This is a genomic window from Parasedimentitalea maritima (assembly GCF_005771405.1).
Classification (GTDB): Bacteria; Pseudomonadota; Alphaproteobacteria; order Rhodobacterales; family Rhodobacteraceae; genus Parasedimentitalea; species Parasedimentitalea maritima.
Map to the genome: position 1 here is coordinate 150616 of NZ_VAUA01000007.1, position 23252 is coordinate 173867.

Genomic DNA, 23252 nt, shown 5'->3' on the forward strand with positions numbered 1-23252 from the left:
CGTGAATGTGGGCGACGGACAAGATCTGTGCCTGCATGCATCCTGTGTCACGCTGAATGGCCGTGGCTTGCTGATTCGCGGTGAATCCGGCAGCGGAAAGTCGACACTTGCGTTGGCGTTGATCGCGTTGGGTGCGACACTGGTTGCGGATGATAAAGTGTTGCTGTCGGTAGAGCATGAAGAGTTAATCGCTCGGTCGCCCTCGGTGCTTGCTGGATTGATAGAGGCGCGAGGTTTGGGGTTGCTGCAAGCTGAGTATTGTCAGCAGTCTGCGATTTGTGCGGTGATCGATATGGACAGTACAGAGCAAGATCGGTTGCCTGTCTCTCTCAATACCGAAATTCTGGGTCAGACAGTGACACTGTTGCGCAGGTTTGATGCTGCCCATTTAGCACCGGCTCTGCTACAATATTTGAAGTGTGGACGGCGGGATCCAGATGCAGGAACGTAATGAAACTTTGATGCCTTTGGTATTGGTGACAGGTCCATCTGGTGCGGGGCGGTCCAGTGCTATCAATGTGCTTGAAGATCTTGGCTTTGAGGCAATTGATAATCTGCCACTAAGGTTATTGCCGCGTCTTGTGATCAGTGAAGAAGTAAAGTCGCCAATCGCACTGGGGCTGGATAGTCGCAACCGAGATTTTTCAACTGAATCGTTGTTGGATCTGATCGCTGTGTTGGAAGGATATCAACACGCGCAACTCACTGTTTTGTATTTGGATGCACGGCCGGAAGTGCTGCTGCGTCGATATTCCGAAACCCGACGTCGGCACCCTCTCGCTCCGGCTGAAACGCCCGAGATCGGTGTGAAACGGGAGCTTGACCTGATGCGGCCAATCAGCGAGCGAGCGGACTTGTTACTCGATACTTCAGATTTGAATGTGCATCAGCTGAAGGCTGAGATCGAACATTGGTTTGCCCCCGGTGGACGGTCGCTTGCGCTCTCAATTCAAAGTTTTTCCTACAAACGTGGCATCCCGCACAGTGTTGATATGGTATTTGATTGCCGATTCCTGACGAACCCCTATTGGCAAGAGAAACTACGCAGTCTGAATGGGCGCGATTCGGCTGTGCAGGCACATGTGATGAATGATCCGCGGTATGCTGAATTCTTCGATCGGGTGCTGGGGCTGACGAGAATGTTGTTGCCTGCGTATCGCGAAGAAGGCAAATCGCACCTGTCGATTGCCTTTGGTTGCACCGGAGGACAACATCGATCAGTGACTTTGGCAGAAACTCTGGCCAAAGCCCTTGCAGAAGATGGCCAGCAGGTGTCAATTAGACATCGCGAGCTGCAAGGCCAGCAGTAGAACGGAGAGGCCGGATTGATCGGGATTGTGATAGTTGCGCATGGCGGGTTGGCTAGGGAGTACCTGGCCGCTGTGGAGCATGTTGTCGGTGAGCAACCGTCTCTGAAAGCTATTTCCATCGGTCCCGATGACGATCGGGATGCCAAACAGCAAGAGATCTGTACAGCGGCAAATACGGTGGACAGCGGAGCTGGTGTGGTCGTGGTCACTGACCTGTTTGGTGGTTCACCCTCGAACCTTAGCTTGCGGGCCTGCGCCCCGAACAATCGCCGGATTCTGTATGGCGCAAACTTGCCGTTGCTGATTAAGCTAGCGAAATCCCGGCATCTGCCTGTGGCGGATGCCGTGCGCCAGGCAATGGAAGCCGGCAAAAAGTATATTAATTCGCAAAATATCAGCCCCGAAGGGGAGCAATCGATTTAGATGACGCAAAAAACACTTAAAATTGTGAACGAGAAAGGGCTGCACGCCCGCGCTTCGGCCAGGCTGGTTGAGGTGGTTGAAGGGTTCGATGCCAGTGCTGAGGTGTCGCGTGATGGATTGTCAGCCTCTGGTGACAGCATCATGGGGCTTTTGATGTTGGCAGCCTCAAAAGGAACGACTATTGACGTCGAGACTTCAGGACCAGACAGCGATGCATTGGCACATGCTCTGGAGACTTTGGTGGCTGACAAGTTTGGCGAAGGTTTCTGAGCCCAGGCCGAGTTATAGAAGAACAGGAATACGATAGTGGCGGACACCGCTCAGGATAGGGACAGCGACCGCACTACCAAAGCGGAGCAACAGGTCGGCGAGGTCTATGACCGTCGCGCATTGACCTATGCCAACTCCTTTGATGACCGCTGGACGTCGCTTGCCATCCGATGCATCGAATGGCTGACTGGCAAATTTACCATTCTCCGTATGGTCAAAAAGTTTGAAAAACAAAACGCAGAGTTTCGTGGGCAGAAATTCTGGCGCGGTGCACTGAACATTATGGGGATTGAGCTACAAACCCCTGCAGAACAGCTGCGCAACATTCCAACGGATGGTCCTGTGGTGGTGGTTGCCAATCATCCGCACGGTATGGTCGATGGAATGATTTTTGCTGATCTGGTGGGGCGGGTGCGCCAAGACTATCGCATCCTGACCCGTTCGGTTTTGACCGGGCTGGATGAAGCCGCCACCTCATTCATGATTCCGGTTCCGTTTCCGCATGACCCGGACGTGCAGAGCAAGATGGTCGAAATGCGCGCCAAGGCGATGGCACATTTGAAAGAGGGTGGCGTTGTGGCGCTGTTTCCCTCTGGCGTGGTGATGTCATCCGAGAGCTGGTTTGGTCCCGCGCAAGAAGCTGAGTGGAATGTGTTCACTGCTCAGCTGATCCGACGATCAGGCGCGCGCGTTGTACCAATATTTTTTCCTGGCAGTAATTCCCGTGCCTATCAGATTGCCAACAGAATTTCGGCAATACTGCGTCAGGGGCTCTTGCTGCATGAGATTGTTCGATCCTGCCACAAGCCGCAGGCCCCCGTGGTCGGTGAGCTGCTAAGTGACGAGCAAATGGAACGCTTAAGCAGCGATCCTCGCGGCTTTATGGCATGGTTGCGGCAGCATACCTTGTCTTTGGGTGATAAAGACTGAAGTTGTCTTGATCGTGATTTGATTCAAGACAACGCGCAGATTGCTAGATCTCTGATCATTGAAACTCTGGAGCCTTGCTGCTCCAGAGTGTTTTTTGAATTTGGTTCTATGAGCCTAGCGGGTGGGGACGGGTGTCTCGCCGCGGTAGTCATAAAACCCACGCTGGGTCTTGCGCCCAAGCCAGCCGGCCTCAACATATTTTGTAAGCAGCGGACAGGGGCGGTACTTGGTATCTGCCAATCCGTCGTGCAAAACGTTCATAATTGCCAGGCAGGTGTCCAGGCCAATAAAGTCAGCCAGCTCCAGTGGTCCCATCGGGTGATTGGCGCCAAGCTTCATGGACAGATCAATTGACTGGACCGAACCAACGCCTTCGTAGAGGGTATAGACCGCCTCGTTGATCATCGGCATCAAAATGCGATTGACGATAAAAGCAGGGAAATCTTCTGCACTTGCGGCGGTTTTGCCAAGCCGTTCAACTACAGCATGACAGGCCGCATAAGTGTCCTGGTCGGTGGCGATACCGCGAATCAGCTCTACAAGCTGCATCACTGGAACCGGGTTCATGAAGTGAAAGCCCATAAATCGTTCGGGTCGGTCAGTCCGAGACGCAAGCCGGGTGATCGAAATCGACGAAGTGTTCGAGGTCAAAATCGTATGTGGCTGTAGATGTGGCAACAATTCGTCAAAAATTGCTTGCTTGACGGTTTCACGCTCGGTGGCCGCTTCGATTACCAAATCGGTCTTGCCGACATCGGCCAGCGTTAGCGTAGATGTGATCCGAGCCATTGCTGTGCTCATCGCATCGGAGGTAATCTTTTCCTTGCTCACCTGACGTGCCAGGTTCTTTTCGATCGCAACAATTGCGTTGTCCAGCGCTTCTTGGCTAACATCGTTTAGCACAACATCATAGCCAGCCAGAGCCATCACATGCGCAATTCCATTGCCCATCTGTCCTGCACCGATGATGCCGATTTTTTGAATGATCATGGCTTTGGCCTTTCGGGTTGCCTGCGGCCAGACCATACCGATGGGGCCGTGCCGGTTACAAGTCAGATCGCACCGTATTTAAGCAAATTTTCACATTAGCTTTTTGGAAAGGGACTCGGTTCAAAGTGATCCACGGGTGAAAATTTGGTGGGTAGTATGAGCTACGAACAGACAGGCGCAATGGCGCTTTTGGATGAGCCGTGCCGCTATGGCACGTCGAAATTATTGGTACGAGGGCCGCGTCGGGATCTGGATTCGCCATATTTGGCGTTTATGGGTGGAACCGAAGTTTATGGCCGATATGTTAAACAACCTTTTGCTGCCCAGTTGGAAGAGACGCTAGGGCAAACCTGCGTTAATCTGGGCAGCGTGAACGCCGGTCTTGACAGTTTCGTGCAGGACGAGGCGCTGATGTCATTGGCGCGTGACGCGGAAATGACTGTGTTGCAGGTCTTGGGGGCGCAAAACCTTTCTAACAGGTTGTACAGGGTCCACCCCAGACGCAATGATCGTTTTCTGCAAGCGAGCGAAACGCTAAGCAAACTGTACAGCGAGGTGGATTTTACCGACTACCATTTCAACAAACACTTGCTGACGGGATTGGAAGCCTGTTCGGCTGAGCGTTTTGAGGCAGTACGCGCAGAATTACAGACTGCCTGGGTTAAGCGAATGAGCAGCATGATTGAAACGCTGGAAGGCCGCGTTGTACTACTCTGGTTGCGCTATGACCTAGGGCAGGGTGTTGATGGCGGCGTTGCGTTGGGACAAGAACCAGCTTTGGTTGACCGGCCAATGGTTGATGCGCTGCGCTCAATGGTGAAAGACGTGATTGAAGTGCCGGTGCAAACCGCAGGTGGGGCCGACGACATCGATGGAATGGTGCTTGGCCAAATGGATCTTCCGACAGCGGGGCATATGATTGGCCCGATGGAGCATATGCGCATAGCCAATGCTGCGTCGGATGGGCTACGCCGGGCTTTGGCTGCGGACTAACGCGGTTAAAACATTGACCAATACAACAATGGCCCGCTGTTCAATCAGCGGGCCATTGGTTTTTTGGGGTAGGGTGCGTGCTGGCACGCACCTTTGGGGCAGTTAGCCCAGTTTTTCGGTCAATTCCGGAACCGCCTGGAACAGGTCAGCCACCAGACCAAAATCAGCGACCTGGAAAATAGGTGCTTCTTCGTCTTTGTTGATGGCGACGATGATCTTGGAGTCCTTCATGCCTGCCAGGTGCTGGATCGCACCTGAGATGCCAACTGCGACATAGAGGTCCGGTGCTACCACCTTGCCTGTCTGACCCACTTGCCAGTCATTTGGTGCATAACCAGAATCAACCGCAGCACGCGAGGCACCAACCGCGGCGCCTAGCTTGTCGGCCAGGGCTTCGATCAGTTTGAAGTCATCCTCTGACCCAACACCACGACCACCGGATACAACCACACCAGCCGAGGTCAGCTCGGGGCGGTCGCTTGCGGCGACCTTATCTTCAACCCACTCGGACAGGCCAGGGTTTTCAGCGGCACCAATGGTTTCAACCGAGGCAGAACCGCCATCGCCAGCTGCATCAAAGGTTGATGTCCGGAAGGAAATAACCTTTTTGGCATCAGATGATTTGACGGTCTGAATGGCGTTACCCGCATAGATCGGGCGCTCGAATGTGTTGCCATCGACAACACCTGAAACATCCGACAGCACCATCACATCCAGCAGGGCCGCGACGCGCGGCAGCACGTTTTTGGCATCAGTCGTGGCCGGAGCAACGATGTGCTCGTAGTCGCCAGCCAAACCGGCGATCAGCGCCGCAGTGGGTTCCGCCAGGCGGTGGCCCAGCGATGCATCTTCGGCAACCAGAACTTTGGCCACACCAGCGATTTTTGCAGCTTCGTCGCCAGCAGCAGCGGCGGCAGCGCCAGCGCAGAGCACGGTAATATCACCGAGTGAACCGGCTGCGGTCACAGCTTTGGCAGTGGCATCCAGCGCCAACGCGCCGTCGGTCACTTCAGCAAGGAGAAGAACAGCCATTACACAGCCCCCGCTTCTTTGAGTTTCTCAACCAGTTCGTCAACCGAACCCACGATGATACCAGCGGCGCGGGCATCTGGTTCAGTGGTCGATACAATTTCCAGACGCGGGGTGACATCAACGCCGTAATCTTCGGCGGTTTTGGCATCCAGCGGCTTTTTCTTGGCCTTCATGATGTTTGGAAGGCTCGCATAACGCGGCTCGTTCAGGCGCAGGTCAACCGTAACAATGGCGGGCATCGCAACTTTGATAGTCTGCAAGCCGCCGTCTACTTCGCGAGTCACAACAGCGCTATCACCGTCAATGTCCAGCTCAGAGGCAAAAGTACCCTGCGACCAGCCCAGCAGAGCCGACAGCATCTGACCAGTGGCGTTCATGTCGTTGTCGATCGCCTGCTTGCCGGCCAAAACCAGCCCGGGCTGCTCTTCTTCAACAATCTTGGCAAGGATCTTAGCGACAGCCAGTGGCTCGATGTCGGTTTGCACGTCGTCTGCAGCAACAACCAAAATGGCGCGATCTGCACCCATGGCTAGTGCAGTGCGCAGGGTTTCCTGAGCCTGTTTAACACCGATCGAGACCGCAATAATCTCGTCTGCCTTCCCAGCCTCTTTTAGGCGGATGGCCTCTTCGACGGCAATCTCGTCAAATGGGTTCATCGACATTTTAACATTGGCGAGATCGACACCGCTTCCGTCCGCTTTCACACGAACCTTCACGTTGTAATCAATCACGCGTTTGACAGGCACAAGTACCTTCATTTGGCGTCTCTCCTTAACAAACGGCAAGTCGGCGGGCGACTCCCCTTCATGCTTATGCGGTGTTGATACCGGCTGTATTGCCAGCATAACAGGGCAAAATCGTCACGTTTTCTATCACCGACGTCGCGTTTGGTGGTTTGGATCAACATCTTTGCAAGAATGTTGCGCATCGGAAATCTTTGATCGGCGGTCTCTGGCTACCGGTTCGCTCCGGGAACCCACAGCACATCGTCTGCTCCGTTGTCGTTTGCCACGCGCGCAGCAACAAAAAACCAATCGGATAAACGGTTCAGATACTTCACCGCAGCTGAATTGATCTCTTCACTGCTGGCCAAGTCGGTAGCCAGACGCTCGGCACGTCTTGCCACCGTGCGACAGACATGGAGATGTGCAGAGAGTGCGGATCCGCCGGGCAGTACAAAGCTGCGCAAGGGGCTCAGGTCCTTGTTCATCGCATCGATTTCGGTTTCCAACCGGTCAACCTGTGCGGTCACCATGCGGAGCGGCGGGTACTCTGCCTTGGCATCCTGGTCCATTTCCGGGCGACATAGATCAGCGCCCAGATCGAACAGATCATTCTGGATGCGCATCAAAGCGGTATCCATTTCATTGTCGGCCTGCAAACGTGCAACCCCGACAAAGGCGTTCAGCTCGTCCGATGTACCATAGGCGTTTACGCGGGCCGCGTGTTTAGCGACGCGCTCTCCGTTGCCAAGCGCTGTATCCCCTTTGTCGCCAGTGCGGGTGTAAATCTTGTTCAGAACCACCATGGTTATTGGCCTCCCTGGCCTTTCAAATAGGCATAGGCAAGGATCAAAAGCACCGCAATGAACTGAAGCAGAATGCGCAGTCGCATCATCTTGTTGCTGTACTTGGCGTTGAACTCGCCACCTTTGCCGTATCCGGCAATTCCGATGATTAACACCAAAACGACCGAAATGATTGCTGCAACAACCAGATAAAAGAGTGGATCAGCCATTATACCCTCGTAGTCCGTTAATCTCCTAATCTTGGTCTAGCCTGCGTGTAGATGGAAAGCGACCGGGTTTTTTAGCGCAGCCGCGCCAGAATGCGATCGGTGGCACGGGTGGTGAGGATACGTCTTAGAAAGCCGCCAATATGAGTTGGAGTTGTGACGTAATACCGCGGGCGCGGGCGGCGCGATTCGCAGGCATGAATCAGTTTTGCCGTCACGGCGGAAGCAGGCAATTCAAAGGTGTCGGGCCCATCGCTGTGATACAGGCGCTTTAACAGGCTGCTTTCGTATTGCGTACGCAGAGCTGAATTTTTCCAATCAACAAAGCGTTCAAAATGTGGGATGGAATTCACCCGAATTTTTGATGTCACCGGGCCGGGTTCGATCAATACCACTTTGATGCCGCTGTCACGCAGCTCAAGCCGGAGGGTGTCGGCCATACCTTCAATGGCGTATTTGGTTGCGACATAGGCGCCTCGCCAAGGAAACGCGACAAGCCCCAGAATCGACGAGTTTTGCACGATGCGGCCGTGTCCCTGTTGCCGCATCACGGGAATCACTTGTCGGGTTAATTCGTGCCAACCAAAGAAGTTGGCTTCGAAAATGGCCCTCAGACCATCAGTTGGCAGATCCTCAACCGCGCCGGGCAAACCGTGCGCTCCGTTGTTGAACAGCGCGTCCAGTGCACCACCAGTGGAGGACAAAACGTCTTGCAAGCCAGCTGTGATGGTTTCTGGCTGGGTATAATCGATCAAAGGGCTGTCAAAGCCCTCGGCTCGCATTCGGTCACAGTCGCGTTGCTGGCGGCAGGATGCAAATACGGTCCAGCCGCGATCCCGCATGCCACGTGCGGCATCCAAGCCAATCCCAGAGGAACAGCCAGTAATCAGAATGGTTTTTTGCATCATGTCTCGTTGCTCAGGGTCGCCGGGGTCGTTGTTTTGCCCCGTTTATGGACGCTACTTGCTGATCAAGGAAGCTGCAATCCATCCGACCTGTTCGCTGTCGACGACTCGCAGCTTTAACCAGCCAGTGCCGTTGTCATCGATGACCGCTACAGATGCGTTGCGGTTGAGTTGCGTGACGACGGGGTAAACGGTGCCAGGCCCGTCCCGCATATTGACACGTGTTGCGGTTACAATGCGCAGGTCTTCCGTGGTTTCAGCGGGGGGCTCAAGTGGGATAAAAACGGTTGGCTCAACCTCGTCGGAGGCCAGAGGCATCAACCCACCATCAAGTGACGCCAGTTGCAATCCGGGAGACGTAGGCTGAAGTCCGTTGGTACCCAGTTCTATCTTAAACGCGTCGCCAACAGCCGCAATTTGAGCCAGGGCGATTTCGGACCGTAAGTTGGGATCGGCAACAGGGCGATCGGGTAAAGCGCGGGCTTCTCGATTTGTACGAGTTTGCAGGACAGGGCGGCGCACGGGTGTTGTGACCAGAGAAGCTGCCGTCACCTGGGGTTTGGCAGCAGGCTCAATCTTAGCAACCGCAATGGGATCTGGCTTTATTGGCGGCACAAAATCGCGGCCACCGCTCAACTCGTAGAACGACCAACCCATGAACAAAAACGATACCATTACAAAGCGCGACATGGCGCTATCCCCCGACAATTGTGGACATGAGAAAATTGCTAAATGAATGCTATGTACAAAAGCTCTGACTGCAGAATGTCAGGGTTCTAATACTAGTGCAGATCAGCGATAAGAATATAGGGGAGATACTGCACGTTTCTCCCCCAATTGTTGCCCGTTGATCCACAAAGGTCCGATAAAGCAGGAATTTCACGCCAGCCGCTTTACCAACTTGGGCCGGGCAAGTATCACCAATGTATGACCGATTTGGTAGACCACACCGATGTGCCGTCCTCTCCTGAAGGGGGCGAGATCCTGGAACCGCTGCGCCGAGCGATTGGCGAGCGCTATCTGACCTATGCGCTAAGCACTATCATGCACCGTGCGCTGCCGGATGCGCGCGACGGGCTAAAGCCTGTGCATCGACGAATCCTCTATGCGATGAGTCGCCTCAGGTTGACCTCATCCGGTGGGTTTCTGAAGTCTGCCAAGATTTCAGGCGATACCATGGGGGATTTCCACCCTCATGGGGATGCTGCGATCTATGACGCGATGGCGCGTTTGGCGCAGGACTTCAACGTCCGCTATCCGCTGGTTGATGGTCAAGGTAACTTTGGCAATATCGACGGCGATAACCCGGCCGCATCGCGTTACACCGAGGCGCGGATGACCTTTATCGCCGAGGCGATGCTGGAAGGTCTGTCTGAAAATGCGGTGGATTTTCGCGATAACTACGACGGTCGACTGACTGAACCGGCTGTTTTGCCGGCGACTTTCCCCAATATTCTCGCCAACGGATCGTCAGGCATTGCAGTGGGCATGGCGACCAATATCCCGCCGCATAATATCGCCGAACTGATCGACGCCTGCCTGCACCTGATTAAAACTCCGGATGCGCGCGACGATACGCTGCTGAACCATGTGCCTGGGCCAGATTTTCCAACTGGCGGTATCATCGTCGAGCCTCCAGAAAACATTGCCCAAGCCTATCGCACTGGCCGTGGGTCGTTCCGGTTGCGCTGTAAATACGAAGTTGAGGATCTGGGGCGCGGTCAATGGCAGATCGTGGTCACCGAGATCCCGTATCAGGTACAGAAATCCAAGCTGATCGAAAAAATCGCTGAGCTGATCCAAACCAAGAAAGTGCCGATTCTTGGCGATATCCGCGACGAATCAGCCGAAGACATCCGGGTGGTGCTGGAACCGCGGTCCAAGAACGTCGATCCCGAAGTGCTGATGAACATGATGTACCGCAGCTCAGATCTTGAGGTGCGGTTCTCACTCAACATGAACGTGTTGATCGATGGGGTCACCCCCAAGGTTTGTTCTATGAAAGAGGTGCTGCGCGCCTTTTTGGATCATCGGCGTGATGTGTTGCAACGTCGGTCACGACACCGAATGGACAAGATCGATCACCGGTTAGAGGTCTTGGCAGGCTTTATCATTGCCTTCCTCAATCTTGATCGGGTCATCGAAATCATCCGTTATGATGATGATCCCAAAGCAGCGCTGATGCGCGAAAATTGGGACCTGGATCACCCGCGTGCGCTGACCGAAGCAGAATATGTCTCGCCAGTGTACGGTAAGGGTGAGCTGACCGAGGTGCAGGCCGAGGCGATTCTGAACATGCGGTTGCGTTCGTTGCGCCGTCTGGAAGAAATCGAATTGGTTCGTGAGCGTGATGCACTACGTGAGGAACGCGCTGAGCTGGTAGAGCTGCTGGGGTCAGAAGAGCTGCAGTGGTCTCGTATTTCGGCGCAGCTGAAAGAGACCAAGAAACAGTTCGGGAAAAATTATGAAGGTGGCGCCCGCCGCACTATGTTTGCCGAAGCTGGCGAGGTCGAAGAAGTCCCGCTCGAGGCAATGATCGACCGTGAACCTATAACGGTGGTGTGCAGTCAAATGGGCTGGATCCGGGCAATGACCGGCCATATCGATCTGAATCGTGAACTCAAATTCAAAGACGGTGATGGCCCGCGGTTTGTCTTTCATGCTGAAACCACCGACCGGTTATTGGCCTTTGGCAGTAATGGTCGCTTCTACACCATCAGTGCCGCCAACCTGCCAGGTGGGCGGGGCATGGGGGAACCGCTGCGACTAATTGTTGACCTGCCCAACGAAGTTGAACTCGTCGAGCTGTTCATTCACCAGCCCGAGGGCAAGCTGCTGGTTGCCTCATCCGTTGGCAATGGCTTCATCTGTGCCGAAAAAGAAATTGTCGCCCAGACGCGTAGTGGCAAGCAGGTACTGAATGTCAAAGGTGATGATCGAGCCAAAATCTGTGTGCCGGTGATCGGCGATCACGTTGCTGTAGTGTCCGAAAACGGAAAATTCCTGGTGTTCTCTGTTGAAGAAATGCCTGATTTGAACCGTGGCAAAGGTGTGCGCTTGCAAAAGTACAATATGGCGCGCGGCAAACAGGGGTCTCTGGAGTTGGACGGTGGGTTGAGTGATGTCACCACGTTTGATTGGGACAGTGGCCTGACCTGGGAAATGGGTGGGGGTAAAACCCGCCATGAGCAGGACCTTAGCCAGTGGCTGGGGAAACGTGCCGGAGTTGGCAAGCGTCCGCCTTATGGCTTTCCGCGGTCGTACAAATTCGACTGAAATTAGGCTGAAACCTGTGACCCCAGTGCCACCTGTGCTGGGGGAGATGCCTCTTATGCTTTACCAGACACATAGTAGCAGTCTATCTGGTCAGAACTTTTTCTGAAAAGAGACCCAATTATGATCCGACTTATTGCTTTTCTGGCGTCCCTTTCGCTGCTGACCGCCTGTGGTGAAACCTTAATGGATGAGGCGCAGGAGGATCTGGGCACGTTCAAAATGCGCGTTGGCTATATCTATACTGACAAGGCATTACAGTGGCCGCTGTCACGTAATGCCGAAGCTTCGGATTGGAATGCAGATTTGCAGAATGCTCTTGATACGCGGTTGCGGCGCTACGAGGGCACGCAGGAATATGATGTAGCGATCACACTAGAAGGTTTCATGTTGGCGCCTCCGGGTGTTCCTATTGTACTAAACCCCAAAAGCGTCGCCGTGGTGAATGTCTTTGTGTATGATGTTGCGGGCCAGGAATACTTGGCCAAGAAGCATCAAATGGAAATATTTGAAAGCACAACCGGTGAAAGCGTTATTCTTGGCTCTGGTCATACGCGGACTAAGGAAGAACAGATTGCCGGCCTCTCCCTGAACATCGTTGATGCCGTTGAAGAGTGGATCGCCGAGCAACATCTGGAAAGTGGCTGGTTTGATGAACGCGTAGAGAACGTGGAAGAAGACCCGGCAGCTCCCAGCTAAGCACCGGTCAAACAACTGTCATCAAAGTTTCAATTACGATCTGCTTGATTTCTGTGCGCAAAGGCAATATGTCGCGCGCGATAATGATCCGGGTCGGTTGTCGATCCTCCTACTAAAAGGGCGCCTAGATTATGGCTAAGGAAAAGTTCGAACGTACCAAACCACACGTCAACATCGGCACCATCGGCCACGTTGACCACGGCAAAACCACGCTGACCGCAGCGATCACCAAGTACTTTGGTGACTTCCAGGCCTACGACCAGATCGATGGCGCACCGGAAGAAAAAGCCCGTGGTATCACCATCTCGACCGCCCACGTTGAGTATGAAACCGAGACCCGTCACTACGCTCACGTTGACTGCCCAGGTCACGCTGACTACGTGAAAAACATGATCACTGGTGCGGCTCAGATGGACGGCGCTATCTTGGTTGTTAACGCTGCTGACGGCCCAATGCCGCAGACACGTGAGCACATCCTGCTGGGTCGCCAGGTTGGCATCCCGTACATGGTTGTCTACATGAACAAAGTTGACCAGGTTGACGACGAAGAGCTGCTGGAACTGGTGGAAATGGAAATCCGCGAGCTGCTGTCTTCTTACGAATACCCTGGCGACGACATTCCTGTGATTCCTGGTTCGGCTCTGGCCGCTATGGAAGAGCGTGACGACAACATCGGTAAAGACTCGATTGTTGCTCTGATGGCTGCGGTTGACGACTATATCCCAACACCAGAGCGTGCTGTTGACCAGCCGTTCCTGATGCCTGTGGAAGACGTGTTCTCGATCTCCGGTCGTGGTACCGTTGTGACTGGCCGTATTGAGCGTGGCGTGATCAACGTTGGCGACGAAATCGAAATCGTTGGTATCCGCGACACCAAGAAAACCACCTGTACCGGTGTTGAAATGTTCCGCAAGCTGCTGGATCGCGGTGAAGCTGGCGACAACGTTGGCGCATTGCTGCGCGGTGTTGACCGTGACGGCGTTGAGCGTGGCCAGGTTCTGTGTGCACCTAAGTCGGTGAACCCACACACGAAGTTCGAAGCTGAGTCCTATATCCTGACCAAAGAAGAAGGTGGTCGTCACACCCCATTCTTCGCCAACTACCGTCCACAGTTCTACTTCCGGACAACAGACGTCACTGGTACCGTTGTTCTGCCCGAGGGCACAGAAATGGTGATGCCAGGCGACAACCTGAAGTTCAACGTTGAGCTGATCGCACCAATCGCGATGGAAACCGGCCTCCGCTTCGCGATCCGCGAAGGCGGCCGCACCGTTGGTGCTGGCGTTGTGTCAAAAATCGTCGAGTAATCATAGCTTTGCTGTGAGGGCGACAGGGGCTTTTGCCTAGGCAAAAGCTCCCGAAAGCCACACCGATGAGAAGATAAAGAAGGGCTGCCTAACGGCGGCCCTTTTTGCATTTTAAGTTGTTTGGCTTTCCTTTGAAAAATTTTCGATGCAGTCTATTGGCCATGAACAAAGCAGATAGCGCCAGAAAGCCATATCCAGATTTGACATGGTTGTTACGGACATTTGCCCAACCGGCAGATGTACAATTTGATCTCTATTGCAGCTTTACTGGTGTGGCGGACGATTTGGCCTCGGATTTCGAAACTGCCATTTTACATAAAGGCGACGGGTTTCTTGATCGCAATCCTGACATCAAGGCATTTGACAAACTACTGGAAAAACACTTTGGCCAACCTGAGTACTGGACAGAAGAGGCGTTGAAGCACGATCCTTTTTGGGAACAGCTTCGTATCGAAGCTGCTGCGATTTTGGGAATGCGCAGGATTTCGAAATCGCCTCCAGACCCTTTAAACATAACTTTTGTTCAGGCGGATGAAGAGGCTGATGGTGCGTTGGCAACACTGAAAGCACTGGCTAGAAAAATGCTCAGCAGATAAATCCGCGCTCTCCAAATTGACGCTTTGGCCCGCTCTTATCAATTCCTACCGCCTCTGGTTCAACTGGCCATTCCACGCATCGTTTGCTCCGATGCCTCATCAAGCGGCACCATCAGTTCGATTTCCAGCCCTTCGATTAACGCGTCCTGACAGGAGGCAAGCTTGCCCAATAGCGAGCTGAGCTGCATCACAGGCCCTTCTGGGAGTGCGATGCGGATTGGCAGGAAAATTGGGATTTCACCAAGTTCGCCCAAATGCTGTTCCATACCGGCAAAGCGGCCTTGGGACTGGGCGGTCTGCAACACTTGTGCGATGCGCGGGCTGTGGGCAGCGGCGCGCTGGAGGCGATAGAACATTACCCCCGCGGCTTCGTCCCAGTTTTGAACCAACCCCTGAAACATTTCACTCATCATGACCTCCAGGAGGTTTGGTGGCGCATTACCCTGCGGAATCAAACCGCCAAAAATCTGATCAAACGCTGAATTGCTGCGCAGGACGTTCCAATCCGGGTCCAGCACCAGCGCCGGGAAGGGCCAGTTTTTCAGCACCCTTAGTTCAATCATATCAAGTGCGGCGTGGATCTCTTCTGATCCCATGTCACGCTGTGCATAGGGATTGGTCAAGCCAGATGCGTCGTAGATATTGACCCGTTGGGCGATATTGAGATCCAGCGTTCTGCAGATACGAGCCAGAAACGAAGCGGTTGGCAGGGAGCGACCGGTTTCCAAGAACGACAGATGTCGTTGAGTAGAATCCAGTGCCAATGCCAGCGTGGCTTGCGACATTCCACGTGCCGCGCGGATGTCTTTCAGGACGTGGCCAAAAGAAGTCATTTTATTCCCTCCAAGGGAATTGCTGTCATTCCCTGCCGTTTCTAACTTGGCCCGGATAGCAATGGCAAAGGACTTCTCATGCTGACTTGGATTTTATTGGTGCTGATATTGTACTACGCGGGCCTGTTTCTGCCTTCGCTGTTTCTGATTCCGCGGATTGGGCTGGGTGCCTACATGGGTACGCGTGACAGCGATCCTGATCCCGCTGTGATGCAGGGGCGAGCACAGCGGGCCCATCGCAATTTTCAGGAAAACCTTGCGCCCTTTGCCGTTCTCGCAGCGCTGACATTCGTTGTTCCGGATGCTGATGTGGGACGCGCTATTCTGGGCGCTGAAGTGTTCTTTTTTGCGCGACTGGCCTATCTGCCGCTCTATCTCCTGGCGGTGCCCGTGGTCCGGTCTGCGGCCTATACAGTTGGGTTTGTTGGGCTGTTGATTATGGGCTTGGCTCTGGTCTGAGCTGTCTGGGCGCAGTGGCTAGCTGCGCCCTACCGCTGCGTCCGCGTCGTCAGTTATTTGATTTAGGGCTGTTTCAAGACTTAAGCGCAGCTCTTCCGTCTGCTCTGGCGATGGTTTGCGTGGTACGGTTTCGTCCCACTCGCGGCACATCAAAACGCCGCGGGAGAACGGAACAGGGAACATTTGTTTGTCCCAGGTTGGCAATCGAAGGGTCTGTCGTTGGGCAAAGCTGATTGTAAAAACCCTGCAACCTGAACTGCGTGCCCAGATGATGGGAACGCCAGAGGAAACACGGGCAGGTCCGCGGGGGCCATCCGCAGCGATACCAACCGAACTACCGGCCTTGATGCGCCGTAGAACCTCTCGCGATAGCGCGACATGGCGTTTGCGACTGGACATGGGGATGGTGTCAAAGCCCATCCGCTCTTGTACTTTGCCCGCCAGTCGGCCCGCGCGGGCGGCCGAGGTCAGGGTGCAAATCCGGCCCTTTGAACTGTCGAACAGGTAGGGTGACATGACCAGCCGCTGGTGCCAGAGAACCATGATCACCGGTGTGCCTGATTCTACGAGTTCTTCCATTGGGCCAAATCCGCTGCGAGACCAACGTGAGGTGCGATAACAGAATTTTACGTAGGCAGTGATCAGCCCTTCAACGGCATTGTTAAAGGCGTTGCTATCTGCAATTTTTTTTCTCAGGCTCAAGCGAATGGTCCTCTTTTGCCCTTCTCTTAACGCAAGCATCGGCAATGGCAAAGACCAGCTCAGGGGTGGTTATCAAGTCGACCCCAAAAAATCTGTTTTTCCTCTTGTCAGTTGGCTGCTGCTGGCTTAGGACATGCCGCACTGCAGGGGTGTAGCTCAGTTGGTAGAGCGACGGTCTCCAAAACCGTAGGTCCACAGTTCGAGCCTGTGCACCCCTGCCAGTTTTCCCACATTGCCAATCGACCTCTGCTTTGTTTGGCGGGCAGAAATGGTATCCATAAAGCCAGCAATGCCTGCACAAAATTGCACTGCAGTGCAGATCGAGAGCTAGTTGCGCGACGATGTGCTGACCAATCTACCCGGATAGAAGTCTACAAAGCGAACCCAGCGATTCGTTCGACGACCCAAAAGGTTGAAACCGCCCCAATACCATAGCCAAAGCGCAAGGTAGACAGGCGCCCTCGGTCCTGGCTGGAATAGCGCGAGGCCAACCGCAGCTGTGATAGAGCGTACCAAACAGTTAGGGTTGCAAAAATAAACAGAAGTTGGCCGATTTCGACACCAATGTTGAACCCCAACAGCGCGACTGAAAGATCATTTGTGGGTAAGCCTATTTCAGTCAGTGCACCTGCAAATCCAAATCCGTGTAACAAGCCGAACGAAAAAGATACGACCCAAGGCCAACGTTCAGAGAGGCGAGGCTGGTCAGGCTTATGTTTGCACAGCTCGACAGCCAGAAACACAATCGACAGGGCAATAACTGCCTCAACAGGCCTGGAGGGCAGGCTAAGCCAACCGAGTGAAACCGCCGCGAGCGTCAGTGAATGGGCCAGGGTAAAGGCTGTGACGGCCCCGAACAGGCGCCATTTGTCCCGGATCAGCAGTAGCATCGCAAAAACAAACAAGAGATGGTCGTAGCCTTCTAGGATGTGTTCGACCCCCAGGCCGATGTAGCCCCACAATACCTGTAGTGTTGTGGTCTTTTCCGGCACGACGAAGGATGGTGTGTTTGCGGTTAGTCGGATTGTGGCGTCCTGCCCGTCTCCGGACTGATAGCGTACCAAGACGTCTGTGCTGGTTTTGGACAGCCCGTCGATTGTGATGATCTGTCCTGCTAGGCCGCCTGGGCATTGCGTATTCCAGCTGGCCACCCAAGCCAGACCATCAAATCGTGGCGTCGGGGCGGTTGGGTTGGTGCAACGTTCTGGTAAGCGAACATGGATATCCATTGGGGCCTGCTTAACGGCAGGTTTTCGCCAGAACACCCTCTGAAGATCATTCCCGAGTTCTTCGATCTCCAGGTATCCAGGTTCCAGCGCATGTGACTGGGCAATCTGTCCTGTCAGCAGGGTACTAAGGATCGCTACCAGTAGCAGGCGTAACAGGTTCATGGTTGCGCTTCATCTGCGGCAGAAGGGAGGTGAACCGTGTAACGTGCAGCCAGTTTTTCGTATTGAAGCTCCATCAGCTCCATTTTTTTAGCTGTGCGCCAATCTGCAACAACGCCGACCTGAACCTCCTTTAGCGGAGGCAGGTCGCTGGCCTCTTTTTGTTCTACCAAAACAAGATGATAGCCATACCCAGATTTTACTGGCCCGGTCCACTCTTCTAACGGCATCGCGCTAATAGCAGCGGCGAAGCCTGTACCAAACATGGCGTCGACGCGGGTGTCAGCTGCAAGCGAAACCTGCAGGCTCAGTTGTGTGGGTTTGCCCAATTGACCCGGTGACTGGCCGCTCCGCAATTGTTCAAGAATTTGCGTGGTTTCTTGTTGTTGTGGGGCATCGCCCAGAAACACCTGTAAAAAGGCGACCTTTGGTCCTATCTCATATTTGGCAGAGTTGGCTTGATAGTACTCTTCCAACTCATCTGTTGTGGGTTCCAGGGCTTCGGCAAACGAGGCTACAAAAAACTCCATTTTTTGCTGCAGGCGACGGCGAATGAGCGCGTCATTCTGATCCATACCAAGCGCGATTGCTTCGCGGACGAGTATTTCCTGCCGCACAAAGCCGTCGGTCAGTTTCTTGCGTTCCTGTTCGCTTGGTTGTCGTTGCCACGTTTTTTCGAACTGGGCTGCCAGCAGATCCAAATCAGTGGCGTTGATCTCGATTACACTTTGATTTGTTTGGGGCGCACTGTCATCGACCGCGATGAACCACACAAAAATTGCTACACCCATCAATAAGAAGTGTAGCAGTGGTTCCTTCAAAATTTTCATTAGCACAATGTTTGATGACTCAATGTGGGCTGTCGGATCCGTACCATAGGGCAGGGTTGACGGCCCTGTTTGTGGAGCATCCGCCCCTCACAGAGTGGGAGGGGCGGACATGAGAATTATTCACCTGTAGGTGTAAACCAGATCGGCGAGGTATAGGCGCGTTCTTGATGTGAAGTTGGTGCACCCTCTGGGATGTCCACACCAAATTTCAGTGCGTCATACAGGTACCATGGGGGTGTTGGGATCTCCAAAACCCGTGCATAATAAAACGACCGTTCGGCAGGATCAAAATCCGGGTCAGACCAAACCGTGATCAATTCGGCCGCACCAATTGTATTGGTCCAAGTCGCAGAGGCAACATCAACGGTATTACCAACCGCTGGAAGTTTGCCGTCGCTGCCAGCCTGCCGGTCATCCGACCAAGACACATCGTAGACCTTTTCGTGGGTGTTTCCTTCTGCGTCCAGCCATCCTTTGATGATCTGGATCCGATCCAGATTTGCACCGATAGGATCACGCAATGCCGCGACCAGGAAGGATGGTGCCGTCCCTTCAGGAGCGTTCACAAGATCGCCGCCCATGGGGACGCCTTTGGCATAACCAATGGCTGACGGAGAGCGGCTGAATTGATCGCTTTCGTCAAAGTCCCAACCGCCAAACAGGCGGACAGCCATACGCGGGCCGGTGGTTGCATAGACTTCCTTGCGGTCCATGGCATCAAAAATGGAGGCCCGGGTGTTTTCGTCGGCCCAAACTGCCGTAAGTCCGGATCCAACCTGTTGCCAGCTGAACAGCTCGCCCTGTTCCGTCTTCATGAACGAATGGTCCAAACGTTCTGCTGAGGGTTCGTATCCAGCGTGTTTGCCGAAAAAGTTGTCTTCGGATGTCACAACAATTGAATTATGCGCGTCCGACGCCCCTTGCAGACCAAATTTGTAGGGGTTGGTGCCGAACTTCTCTTCCAACAACAGACCGTTTTTCAGTGCTTCGCGGGCATACTCGCCTGCAAGCATTTCGTCGGTTTTTGCGACGCTAAGATCCAGGTTGCCAGCGTCCCAGGTCCCGTAATCGGCGAACTCATCATCTGGCGACAAGAATGGATGGGCTTCGCCATCACCTTTGATCTGGGTGATCTCGTACATGCGCTCCCATTTTGCGCGTTGTTCGACATACATCTGATCAATCTTGCGGCCAGAATATTGTGCATCGACAGGGAACATGATGCCGTTTGACAGGTTGCCATTATGGGCAAATGTCATCACAGCACCGTTTGTGCGGGCTTCATAAGCTTCCAGGTATTTATACAAGTCTAGCGGATCAGTGCTGCCTATCGGATGCTGGGTTGTGTAAGGGACCACCTGGCGTGCGCGGTCTGCACCATCCCGGAAAATGACATTCCGATGCATGTTGGCGCCTTCAACCAGAGAGGTCCATTCGAACCCGATCATGGCTGTGAAGCTGCCAGGCGTGTTGTGATTTTCGGCTGCTGTGATGACGTCTTCCCAGATATTGGCATATCGCCGCGCACCGGGAGAGTAGTTGGCGAACATCTCCGGGTCCATTTGACCCTGTGAAAACGTCGCAATCAAATCCAGAGTTGAGTCTACCGCTGTCTGTCCACCGGCGCGCATGCCTTCGGACCACCGTGCACCCTGTTCATATTGCGTGACGATGGGGGCGGCATCCAGAATATCGACAATCAGCCCCATACCGTCGGAGTGATCAGTAATCGCCAGCCAATCCAGTGGCCGGTCAAGTTTGACGGGCTGTCCAGAGCTGGCCATGATCTGCTCACCACGTGCCAGACGATACGCATCATCCAGACCTACGCGATTGCCGAACCCACCTGCATCCATCGACAGACTGGTGTGCAAGTGGCTGTCACCCCATAATGGGCGCTCAGGGAAGTCGCGATCCGTATAAGGAGAGTAGGGTTTTCCTTCTGGAAAAAGCGGAGCCAGTTGTTCTTTGCTCGCATGGGATTCTTGCGCCACCACTGGAAAAGCGGACATGGACAATGCAACCAAAGCACCGGTAGAAATCTTGGATTTCGACATACTAATCACCCTTTTGAATTGTACACGCTGAAAAAACTAAGCGTAAACGACAATTTATCAAAGAGATAGTGAGACTTTTTGGCGTCGGCAAAAGTCTACTTTTGCTAGAAATGCATTTGAGTTCTGGAACATAGGCCAACCATTAAAGCGGATGCGATAGAGAGCAACAATCCTAAGTGCAGGGGCGCACGGGGTGCCCCTGCACTTAGAATGAATGCACTGTTTGCTCAAGCCGCGACGGTTTCCGGCCTAAGGCTTGTTTTGCCGGTTTCCATTTCCGGGACGTTCAAGTGGTCTGGTGCCAAACCATTCAGATATCTGTCAAATGCCATGTCAAAGCCCCGCTCCAACGCGCGGGTAAATGCCTCGGTCTGGAACAGTGATGCAGTTTTGCGGTTTGTTGTCAGTCTACTGCGTAGGCCCAGCAAATCATCGGGTGATCTAGCCAGCTCCAAAGCGCGGGCTTCATAATCACCCTCGCTCTGCGTGATAAGTTCGGGCAGGCCGACGGCCTTCAACAGGCTACCCCCAACGCGCGAAGCAAACTGCTGCCCCATCAGTGTCAGGACTGGCAAGCCAGCCCAAAGCGCGTCACTGGCGGTGGTGTGGGCATTGTAGATAAAGGTATCAAGAAACAAGTCGGCGACTTTTTGACGGGCCAGGTGATCTTGTTGCGGCATGCGATCTGCAAAGACTAACCGGCTTGGATCGATTCCACGTGCTTCGGCCTCGCGTTGCAAATTGGCCTGGGACCATTCATTGCTGCGCAAGAGCCACAGAACGCTGCCATCAACCTGTGCGAGCAACCGCATCCAGATATCAAATTCGCGCGGGGTGATTTTGTAGCTGTTGTTAAAGCTACAGAAGACAAACGCATCCTTGGGCAGGCCACATGCTTCGCGGGTGAATTGACGGTCAGAGATTTGCCGCTGGTCATCATTGATCTGATAACTATGCGGCATTCGCATCAGATGTTCACTATAGTGGCGTTCGCTGCCAGGAGGGCAGACCGTGTGATCGCCGATTAAGTAATCAAACGCCGGGGTGCCCATGGTTCCAGGATAGCCAAGATAGGACATATGGACCGGAGCAAGGCGCGTGGCAAAAAGAGCACTTCGGTTGTCGCCGGTATAACCTTTCAGGTCTACGGCGATATCCAGTTTGTCAGCCTGAGCTGCGGCAACAAAATTCGTGTTGCTGACATTGCTCATCTCGCGGAAGTGGGTGACATGGCTGAGCAACCGCTTGCGTGAATCGTCCTGCCGGTTCGGCCCATAGGAATATGCCACGACCTCAAACCGGTTAGGGTCATGTTGCTCGAACAGACCTCCCATCAAATGCATAGTGGCGTGCGCGTGAAAATCCGCTGAAAAGTAGCCTACACGCAACCGCTTGGGCCGTTTGGAGGCCCGAGCGGGCAGGGGGGGCGCAACGTCGCTGAATTGCTGTTCGGCATAGGCCTGTGTCCGGTGACGCAACAGGTCAGGATTGTCCTCCATCGAAAGCATCGCAAACGGGGAACAGGCGGTGCCGCGCAGACCAAGATGTCGGCGATGTTGCTGGTATTCTTCGGGCCAGCGCCAATCACTAATATGCGCCATCTGGTGCAATTTCTGAACCCGCGATCGATCATCATCGGCGTTAACCTCTAACGCGCTATCAAAGTTGCGGATAGCTTCGGTGCGATTGCCCAAAAGACCGTTGATTTGCCCCTGGTTAAAATGTGCAGCAGCAAAATCAGGGGAAATCTTGACTGCGGATTCATATAGATCTCTGGCGCCGTTCAAATCACCAAGCTGACGTAACGTGCCGGCATGATTATATTGAAGCTGCGCATTTTGAGGGGCCAGTTTGCAGGCGGTGGCTTGATGCTGTGCCGCCTCGGTAAAGCGACCCAGTGTTGCGAGCGTATTGCCCAGATTGTTCAGTGCGGCAAGATTGTCTGGCTCCGCCTCGATCACCTTGGAATACTGCGTGATTGCATCGTGGAACTTGCGCTGCTGTTTGAGAGCATTTCCGAGCAGAGTGCGAGATTCGCCGGACTTGGGCTCAATCTCACAGGCGCGGGTCAAACAAGATGCAGATTTGTCGAGCGCCCCAAGTTCAAGATAGCAGCGCCCAAGCAGAGACCAAAGGAAATGTGAGTCTTGATACTCTCTGACCAGTTCCGCTGCGCTGGTTGCGGTGACGCGAAATTGCCCGGCAGCAAACCCCTTGGCTAGCTTTGCTTTCACCACTGCGGGTGGATCTGACGCTTGGCGAAGACGTTGAGATAGTGATTCAAGCGCTTTGCGCGCGTTCACATTCCTTGGGTAACGAGCCAGAATGTCGCCATAAATTTTTGCGGCGTCATCAAACTTGTCGGTGCGTTCCAGCCGTTTGGCGGCATTTAAAGACTTGGCGAGGGTCATGGAATCCTATCTCATTAATCACGCATTATAAGAGGTGACCCTTTTCTGGGGTCAGTCCTGGTATCGAGCTACAGTATTGGTGTTGAGAATTAAGATTGAATTGACTGCAC

At 53.8% G+C, this 23252-nt stretch carries 24 protein-coding genes and 1 tRNA gene; 12 read left to right on the plus strand and 13 right to left on the minus strand.

Annotated features, from left to right (window positions below; all coding sequences use genetic code 11):
- The first annotated feature begins 7 nt into the window (after window positions 1–7).
- The 5 genes from FEE96_RS14725 to FEE96_RS14745 are packed head-to-tail and all read left to right on the plus strand — an operon-like array spanning window position 8 to window position 2933.
- On the plus strand, window positions 8–451 hold the full coding sequence (locus FEE96_RS14725; protein WP_138163885.1) for an HPr kinase/phosphorylase: 444 nt from the start codon (window positions 8–10) through the stop codon (window positions 449–451).
- Complete coding sequence (gene rapZ / locus FEE96_RS14730; RefSeq protein ID WP_138163886.1) at window positions 438–1310, plus strand: RNase adapter RapZ; 873 nt, start codon at window positions 438–440, stop codon at window positions 1308–1310. The genes FEE96_RS14725 and rapZ overlap by 14 nt, the downstream gene beginning before the upstream one ends.
- A gap of 15 nt (window positions 1311–1325) precedes the next feature.
- On the plus strand, window positions 1326–1733 hold the full coding sequence (locus tag FEE96_RS14735) for a PTS sugar transporter subunit IIA (RefSeq protein WP_138163887.1): 408 nt from the start codon (window positions 1326–1328) through the stop codon (window positions 1731–1733).
- Window positions 1734–2003, plus strand: coding sequence for an HPr family phosphocarrier protein (locus FEE96_RS14740; RefSeq protein WP_138163888.1), 270 nt, complete (start codon window positions 1734–1736; stop codon window positions 2001–2003). It begins immediately after the preceding gene.
- Between the two features lie 36 nt (window positions 2004–2039).
- Entirely contained in the window at window positions 2040–2933 is an 894-nt protein-coding gene (locus tag FEE96_RS14745) for a lysophospholipid acyltransferase family protein (protein ID WP_138163889.1), read from the plus strand.
- 114 nt (window positions 2934–3047) lie between these two features.
- Here the strand turns inward: FEE96_RS14745 and FEE96_RS14750 are convergent, their stop codons facing one another.
- The gene (locus FEE96_RS14750) at window positions 3048–3923 is read right to left on the minus strand and encodes a 3-hydroxybutyryl-CoA dehydrogenase (RefSeq protein ID WP_138163890.1); all 876 of its coding nucleotides are present in this window, start codon (window positions 3921–3923) and stop codon (window positions 3048–3050) included.
- Between the two features lie 156 nt (window positions 3924–4079).
- On the opposite strand from FEE96_RS14750, the gene FEE96_RS14755 reads away from it, so the two are divergent.
- On the plus strand, window positions 4080–4916 hold the full coding sequence (locus FEE96_RS14755) for a DUF6473 family protein (protein WP_138163891.1): 837 nt from the start codon (window positions 4080–4082) through the stop codon (window positions 4914–4916).
- 102 nt (window positions 4917–5018) lie between these two features.
- On the opposite strand, the gene FEE96_RS14760 is transcribed toward FEE96_RS14755, so the two are convergent.
- From FEE96_RS14760 to FEE96_RS14785, 6 genes are all read right to left on the minus strand, one after another.
- The gene (locus tag FEE96_RS14760) at window positions 5019–5948 is read right to left on the minus strand and encodes an electron transfer flavoprotein subunit alpha/FixB family protein (RefSeq protein WP_138163892.1); all 930 of its coding nucleotides are present in this window, start codon (window positions 5946–5948) and stop codon (window positions 5019–5021) included.
- Complete coding sequence (locus tag FEE96_RS14765) at window positions 5948–6706, minus strand: electron transfer flavoprotein subunit beta/FixA family protein (RefSeq protein ID WP_138163893.1); 759 nt, start codon at window positions 6704–6706, stop codon at window positions 5948–5950. The genes FEE96_RS14760 and FEE96_RS14765 overlap by 1 nt, the downstream gene beginning before the upstream one ends.
- 197 nt (window positions 6707–6903) lie before the next feature.
- Window positions 6904–7476: a cob(I)yrinic acid a,c-diamide adenosyltransferase gene (locus FEE96_RS14770; protein ID WP_138163894.1), complete on the minus strand. Its 573-nt coding sequence runs from the start codon at window positions 7474–7476 to the stop codon at window positions 6904–6906.
- A gap of 2 nt (window positions 7477–7478) precedes the next feature.
- Window positions 7479–7685 (minus strand): twin transmembrane helix small protein, encoded by a 207-nt coding sequence (locus FEE96_RS14775; protein WP_138163895.1) that lies wholly within the window; start codon window positions 7683–7685, stop codon window positions 7479–7481.
- Window positions 7686–7756: 71 nt separating this feature from the next.
- Complete coding sequence (locus FEE96_RS14780) at window positions 7757–8587, minus strand: SDR family NAD(P)-dependent oxidoreductase (protein WP_138163896.1); 831 nt, start codon at window positions 8585–8587, stop codon at window positions 7757–7759.
- Window positions 8588–8641: 54 nt separating this feature from the next.
- Entirely contained in the window at window positions 8642–9277 is a 636-nt protein-coding gene (locus FEE96_RS14785) for an SH3 domain-containing protein (RefSeq protein WP_138163897.1), read from the minus strand.
- 237 nt (window positions 9278–9514) lie between these two features.
- Here FEE96_RS14785 and parC point away from each other — a divergent pair, with 237 nt between their 5' ends.
- From parC to FEE96_RS14805, 4 genes are all read left to right on the plus strand, one after another.
- On the plus strand, window positions 9515–11863 hold the full coding sequence (gene parC / locus FEE96_RS14790) for a DNA topoisomerase IV subunit A (protein ID WP_138163898.1): 2349 nt from the start codon (window positions 9515–9517) through the stop codon (window positions 11861–11863).
- A 120-nt stretch (window positions 11864–11983) separates the two neighbouring features.
- Window positions 11984–12559 carry a hypothetical protein gene (locus FEE96_RS14795; RefSeq protein ID WP_138163899.1) on the plus strand — a complete coding sequence of 192 codons (576 nt, stop codon included), beginning with the start codon at window positions 11984–11986 and terminating at the stop codon, window positions 12557–12559.
- 131 nt (window positions 12560–12690) lie between these two features.
- The gene (tuf, locus tag FEE96_RS14800; protein ID WP_138163900.1) at window positions 12691–13866 is read left to right on the plus strand and encodes an elongation factor Tu; all 1176 of its coding nucleotides are present in this window, start codon (window positions 12691–12693) and stop codon (window positions 13864–13866) included.
- 161 nt (window positions 13867–14027) lie between these two features.
- Entirely contained in the window at window positions 14028–14462 is a 435-nt protein-coding gene (locus tag FEE96_RS14805; protein WP_138163901.1) for a hypothetical protein, read from the plus strand.
- A 59-nt stretch (window positions 14463–14521) separates the two neighbouring features.
- Here FEE96_RS14805 and FEE96_RS14810 read toward each other — a convergent pair whose 3' ends face one another.
- Window positions 14522–15295: a helix-turn-helix domain-containing protein gene (locus FEE96_RS14810; protein WP_138163902.1), complete on the minus strand. Its 774-nt coding sequence runs from the start codon at window positions 15293–15295 to the stop codon at window positions 14522–14524.
- A 78-nt stretch (window positions 15296–15373) separates the two neighbouring features.
- On the opposite strand from FEE96_RS14810, the gene FEE96_RS14815 reads away from it, so the two are divergent.
- Window positions 15374–15754: an MAPEG family protein gene (locus tag FEE96_RS14815; RefSeq protein ID WP_138163903.1), complete on the plus strand. Its 381-nt coding sequence runs from the start codon at window positions 15374–15376 to the stop codon at window positions 15752–15754.
- A gap of 18 nt (window positions 15755–15772) precedes the next feature.
- On the opposite strand, the gene FEE96_RS14820 is transcribed toward FEE96_RS14815, so the two are convergent.
- The gene (locus FEE96_RS14820; RefSeq protein ID WP_171021719.1) at window positions 15773–16456 is read right to left on the minus strand and encodes a lysophospholipid acyltransferase family protein; all 684 of its coding nucleotides are present in this window, start codon (window positions 16454–16456) and stop codon (window positions 15773–15775) included.
- Between the two features lie 145 nt (window positions 16457–16601).
- On the opposite strand from FEE96_RS14820, the gene FEE96_RS14825 reads away from it, so the two are divergent.
- Window positions 16602–16677: transfer RNA gene (locus FEE96_RS14825), tRNA-Trp, on the plus strand.
- Between the two features lie 150 nt (window positions 16678–16827).
- Here the strand turns inward: FEE96_RS14825 and FEE96_RS14830 are convergent.
- The 4 genes from FEE96_RS14830 to FEE96_RS14845 all read right to left on the minus strand — a co-directional run bounded on the left by FEE96_RS14830 (window position 16828) and on the right by FEE96_RS14845 (window position 23142).
- Entirely contained in the window at window positions 16828–17847 is a 1020-nt protein-coding gene (locus FEE96_RS14830; protein ID WP_138163905.1) for a HupE/UreJ family protein, read from the minus strand.
- Entirely contained in the window at window positions 17844–18674 is an 831-nt protein-coding gene (locus tag FEE96_RS14835) for a peptidyl-prolyl cis-trans isomerase (RefSeq protein ID WP_138163906.1), read from the minus strand. The genes FEE96_RS14830 and FEE96_RS14835 overlap by 4 nt, the downstream gene beginning before the upstream one ends.
- A gap of 116 nt (window positions 18675–18790) precedes the next feature.
- Window positions 18791–20731, minus strand: a complete 1941-nt coding sequence (locus tag FEE96_RS14840) for a DUF3604 domain-containing protein (protein ID WP_171021720.1) — start codon at window positions 20729–20731, stop codon at window positions 18791–18793.
- A gap of 227 nt (window positions 20732–20958) precedes the next feature.
- A complete protein-coding gene (locus FEE96_RS14845; RefSeq protein WP_138163907.1) occupies window positions 20959–23142 on the minus strand; it encodes an O-linked N-acetylglucosamine transferase, SPINDLY family protein in 2184 nt (727 codons plus the stop codon).
- Window positions 23143–23252: the final 110 nt, after the last annotated feature.

Bases quoted from the DNA above. Each gene is read 5' to 3' on its own strand.
- rapZ (WP_138163886.1), top strand. From the start codon at position 438: ATGCAGGAACGTAATGAAACTTTGATGCCTTTGGTATTGGTGACAGGT.
- FEE96_RS14740 (WP_138163888.1), top strand. From the start codon at position 1,734: ATGACGCAAAAAACACTTAAAATTGTGAACGAGAAAGGGCTGCACGCC.
- FEE96_RS14750 (WP_138163890.1), bottom strand. From the start codon at position 3,923: ATGATCATTCAAAAAATCGGCATCATCGGTGCAGGACAGATGGGCAAT.
- FEE96_RS14755 (WP_138163891.1), top strand. From the start codon at position 4,080: ATGAGCTACGAACAGACAGGCGCAATGGCGCTTTTGGATGAGCCGTGC.
- FEE96_RS14760 (WP_138163892.1), bottom strand. From the start codon at position 5,948: ATGGCTGTTCTTCTCCTTGCTGAAGTGACCGACGGCGCGTTGGCGCTG.
- FEE96_RS14765 (WP_138163893.1), bottom strand. From the start codon at position 6,706: ATGAAGGTACTTGTGCCTGTCAAACGCGTGATTGATTACAACGTGAAG.
- FEE96_RS14770 (WP_138163894.1), bottom strand. From the start codon at position 7,476: ATGGTGGTTCTGAACAAGATTTACACCCGCACTGGCGACAAAGGGGAT.
- FEE96_RS14775 (WP_138163895.1), bottom strand. From the start codon at position 7,685: ATGGCTGATCCACTCTTTTATCTGGTTGTTGCAGCAATCATTTCGGTC.
- FEE96_RS14780 (WP_138163896.1), bottom strand. From the start codon at position 8,587: ATGCAAAAAACCATTCTGATTACTGGCTGTTCCTCTGGGATTGGCTTG.
- FEE96_RS14785 (WP_138163897.1), bottom strand. From the start codon at position 9,277: ATGTCGCGCTTTGTAATGGTATCGTTTTTGTTCATGGGTTGGTCGTTC.
- parC (WP_138163898.1), top strand. From the start codon at position 9,515: ATGACCGATTTGGTAGACCACACCGATGTGCCGTCCTCTCCTGAAGGG.
- FEE96_RS14795 (WP_138163899.1), top strand. From the start codon at position 11,984: ATGATCCGACTTATTGCTTTTCTGGCGTCCCTTTCGCTGCTGACCGCC.
- tuf (WP_138163900.1), top strand. From the start codon at position 12,691: ATGGCTAAGGAAAAGTTCGAACGTACCAAACCACACGTCAACATCGGC.
- FEE96_RS14805 (WP_138163901.1), top strand. From the start codon at position 14,028: ATGAACAAAGCAGATAGCGCCAGAAAGCCATATCCAGATTTGACATGG.
- FEE96_RS14810 (WP_138163902.1), bottom strand. From the start codon at position 15,295: ATGACTTCTTTTGGCCACGTCCTGAAAGACATCCGCGCGGCACGTGGA.
- FEE96_RS14815 (WP_138163903.1), top strand. From the start codon at position 15,374: ATGCTGACTTGGATTTTATTGGTGCTGATATTGTACTACGCGGGCCTG.
- FEE96_RS14830 (WP_138163905.1), bottom strand. From the start codon at position 17,847: ATGAACCTGTTACGCCTGCTACTGGTAGCGATCCTTAGTACCCTGCTG.
- FEE96_RS14835 (WP_138163906.1), bottom strand. From the start codon at position 18,674: ATGAAAATTTTGAAGGAACCACTGCTACACTTCTTATTGATGGGTGTA.
- FEE96_RS14840 (WP_171021720.1), bottom strand. From the start codon at position 20,731: ATGTCGAAATCCAAGATTTCTACCGGTGCTTTGGTTGCATTGTCCATG.
- FEE96_RS14845 (WP_138163907.1), bottom strand. From the start codon at position 23,142: ATGACCCTCGCCAAGTCTTTAAATGCCGCCAAACGGCTGGAACGCACC.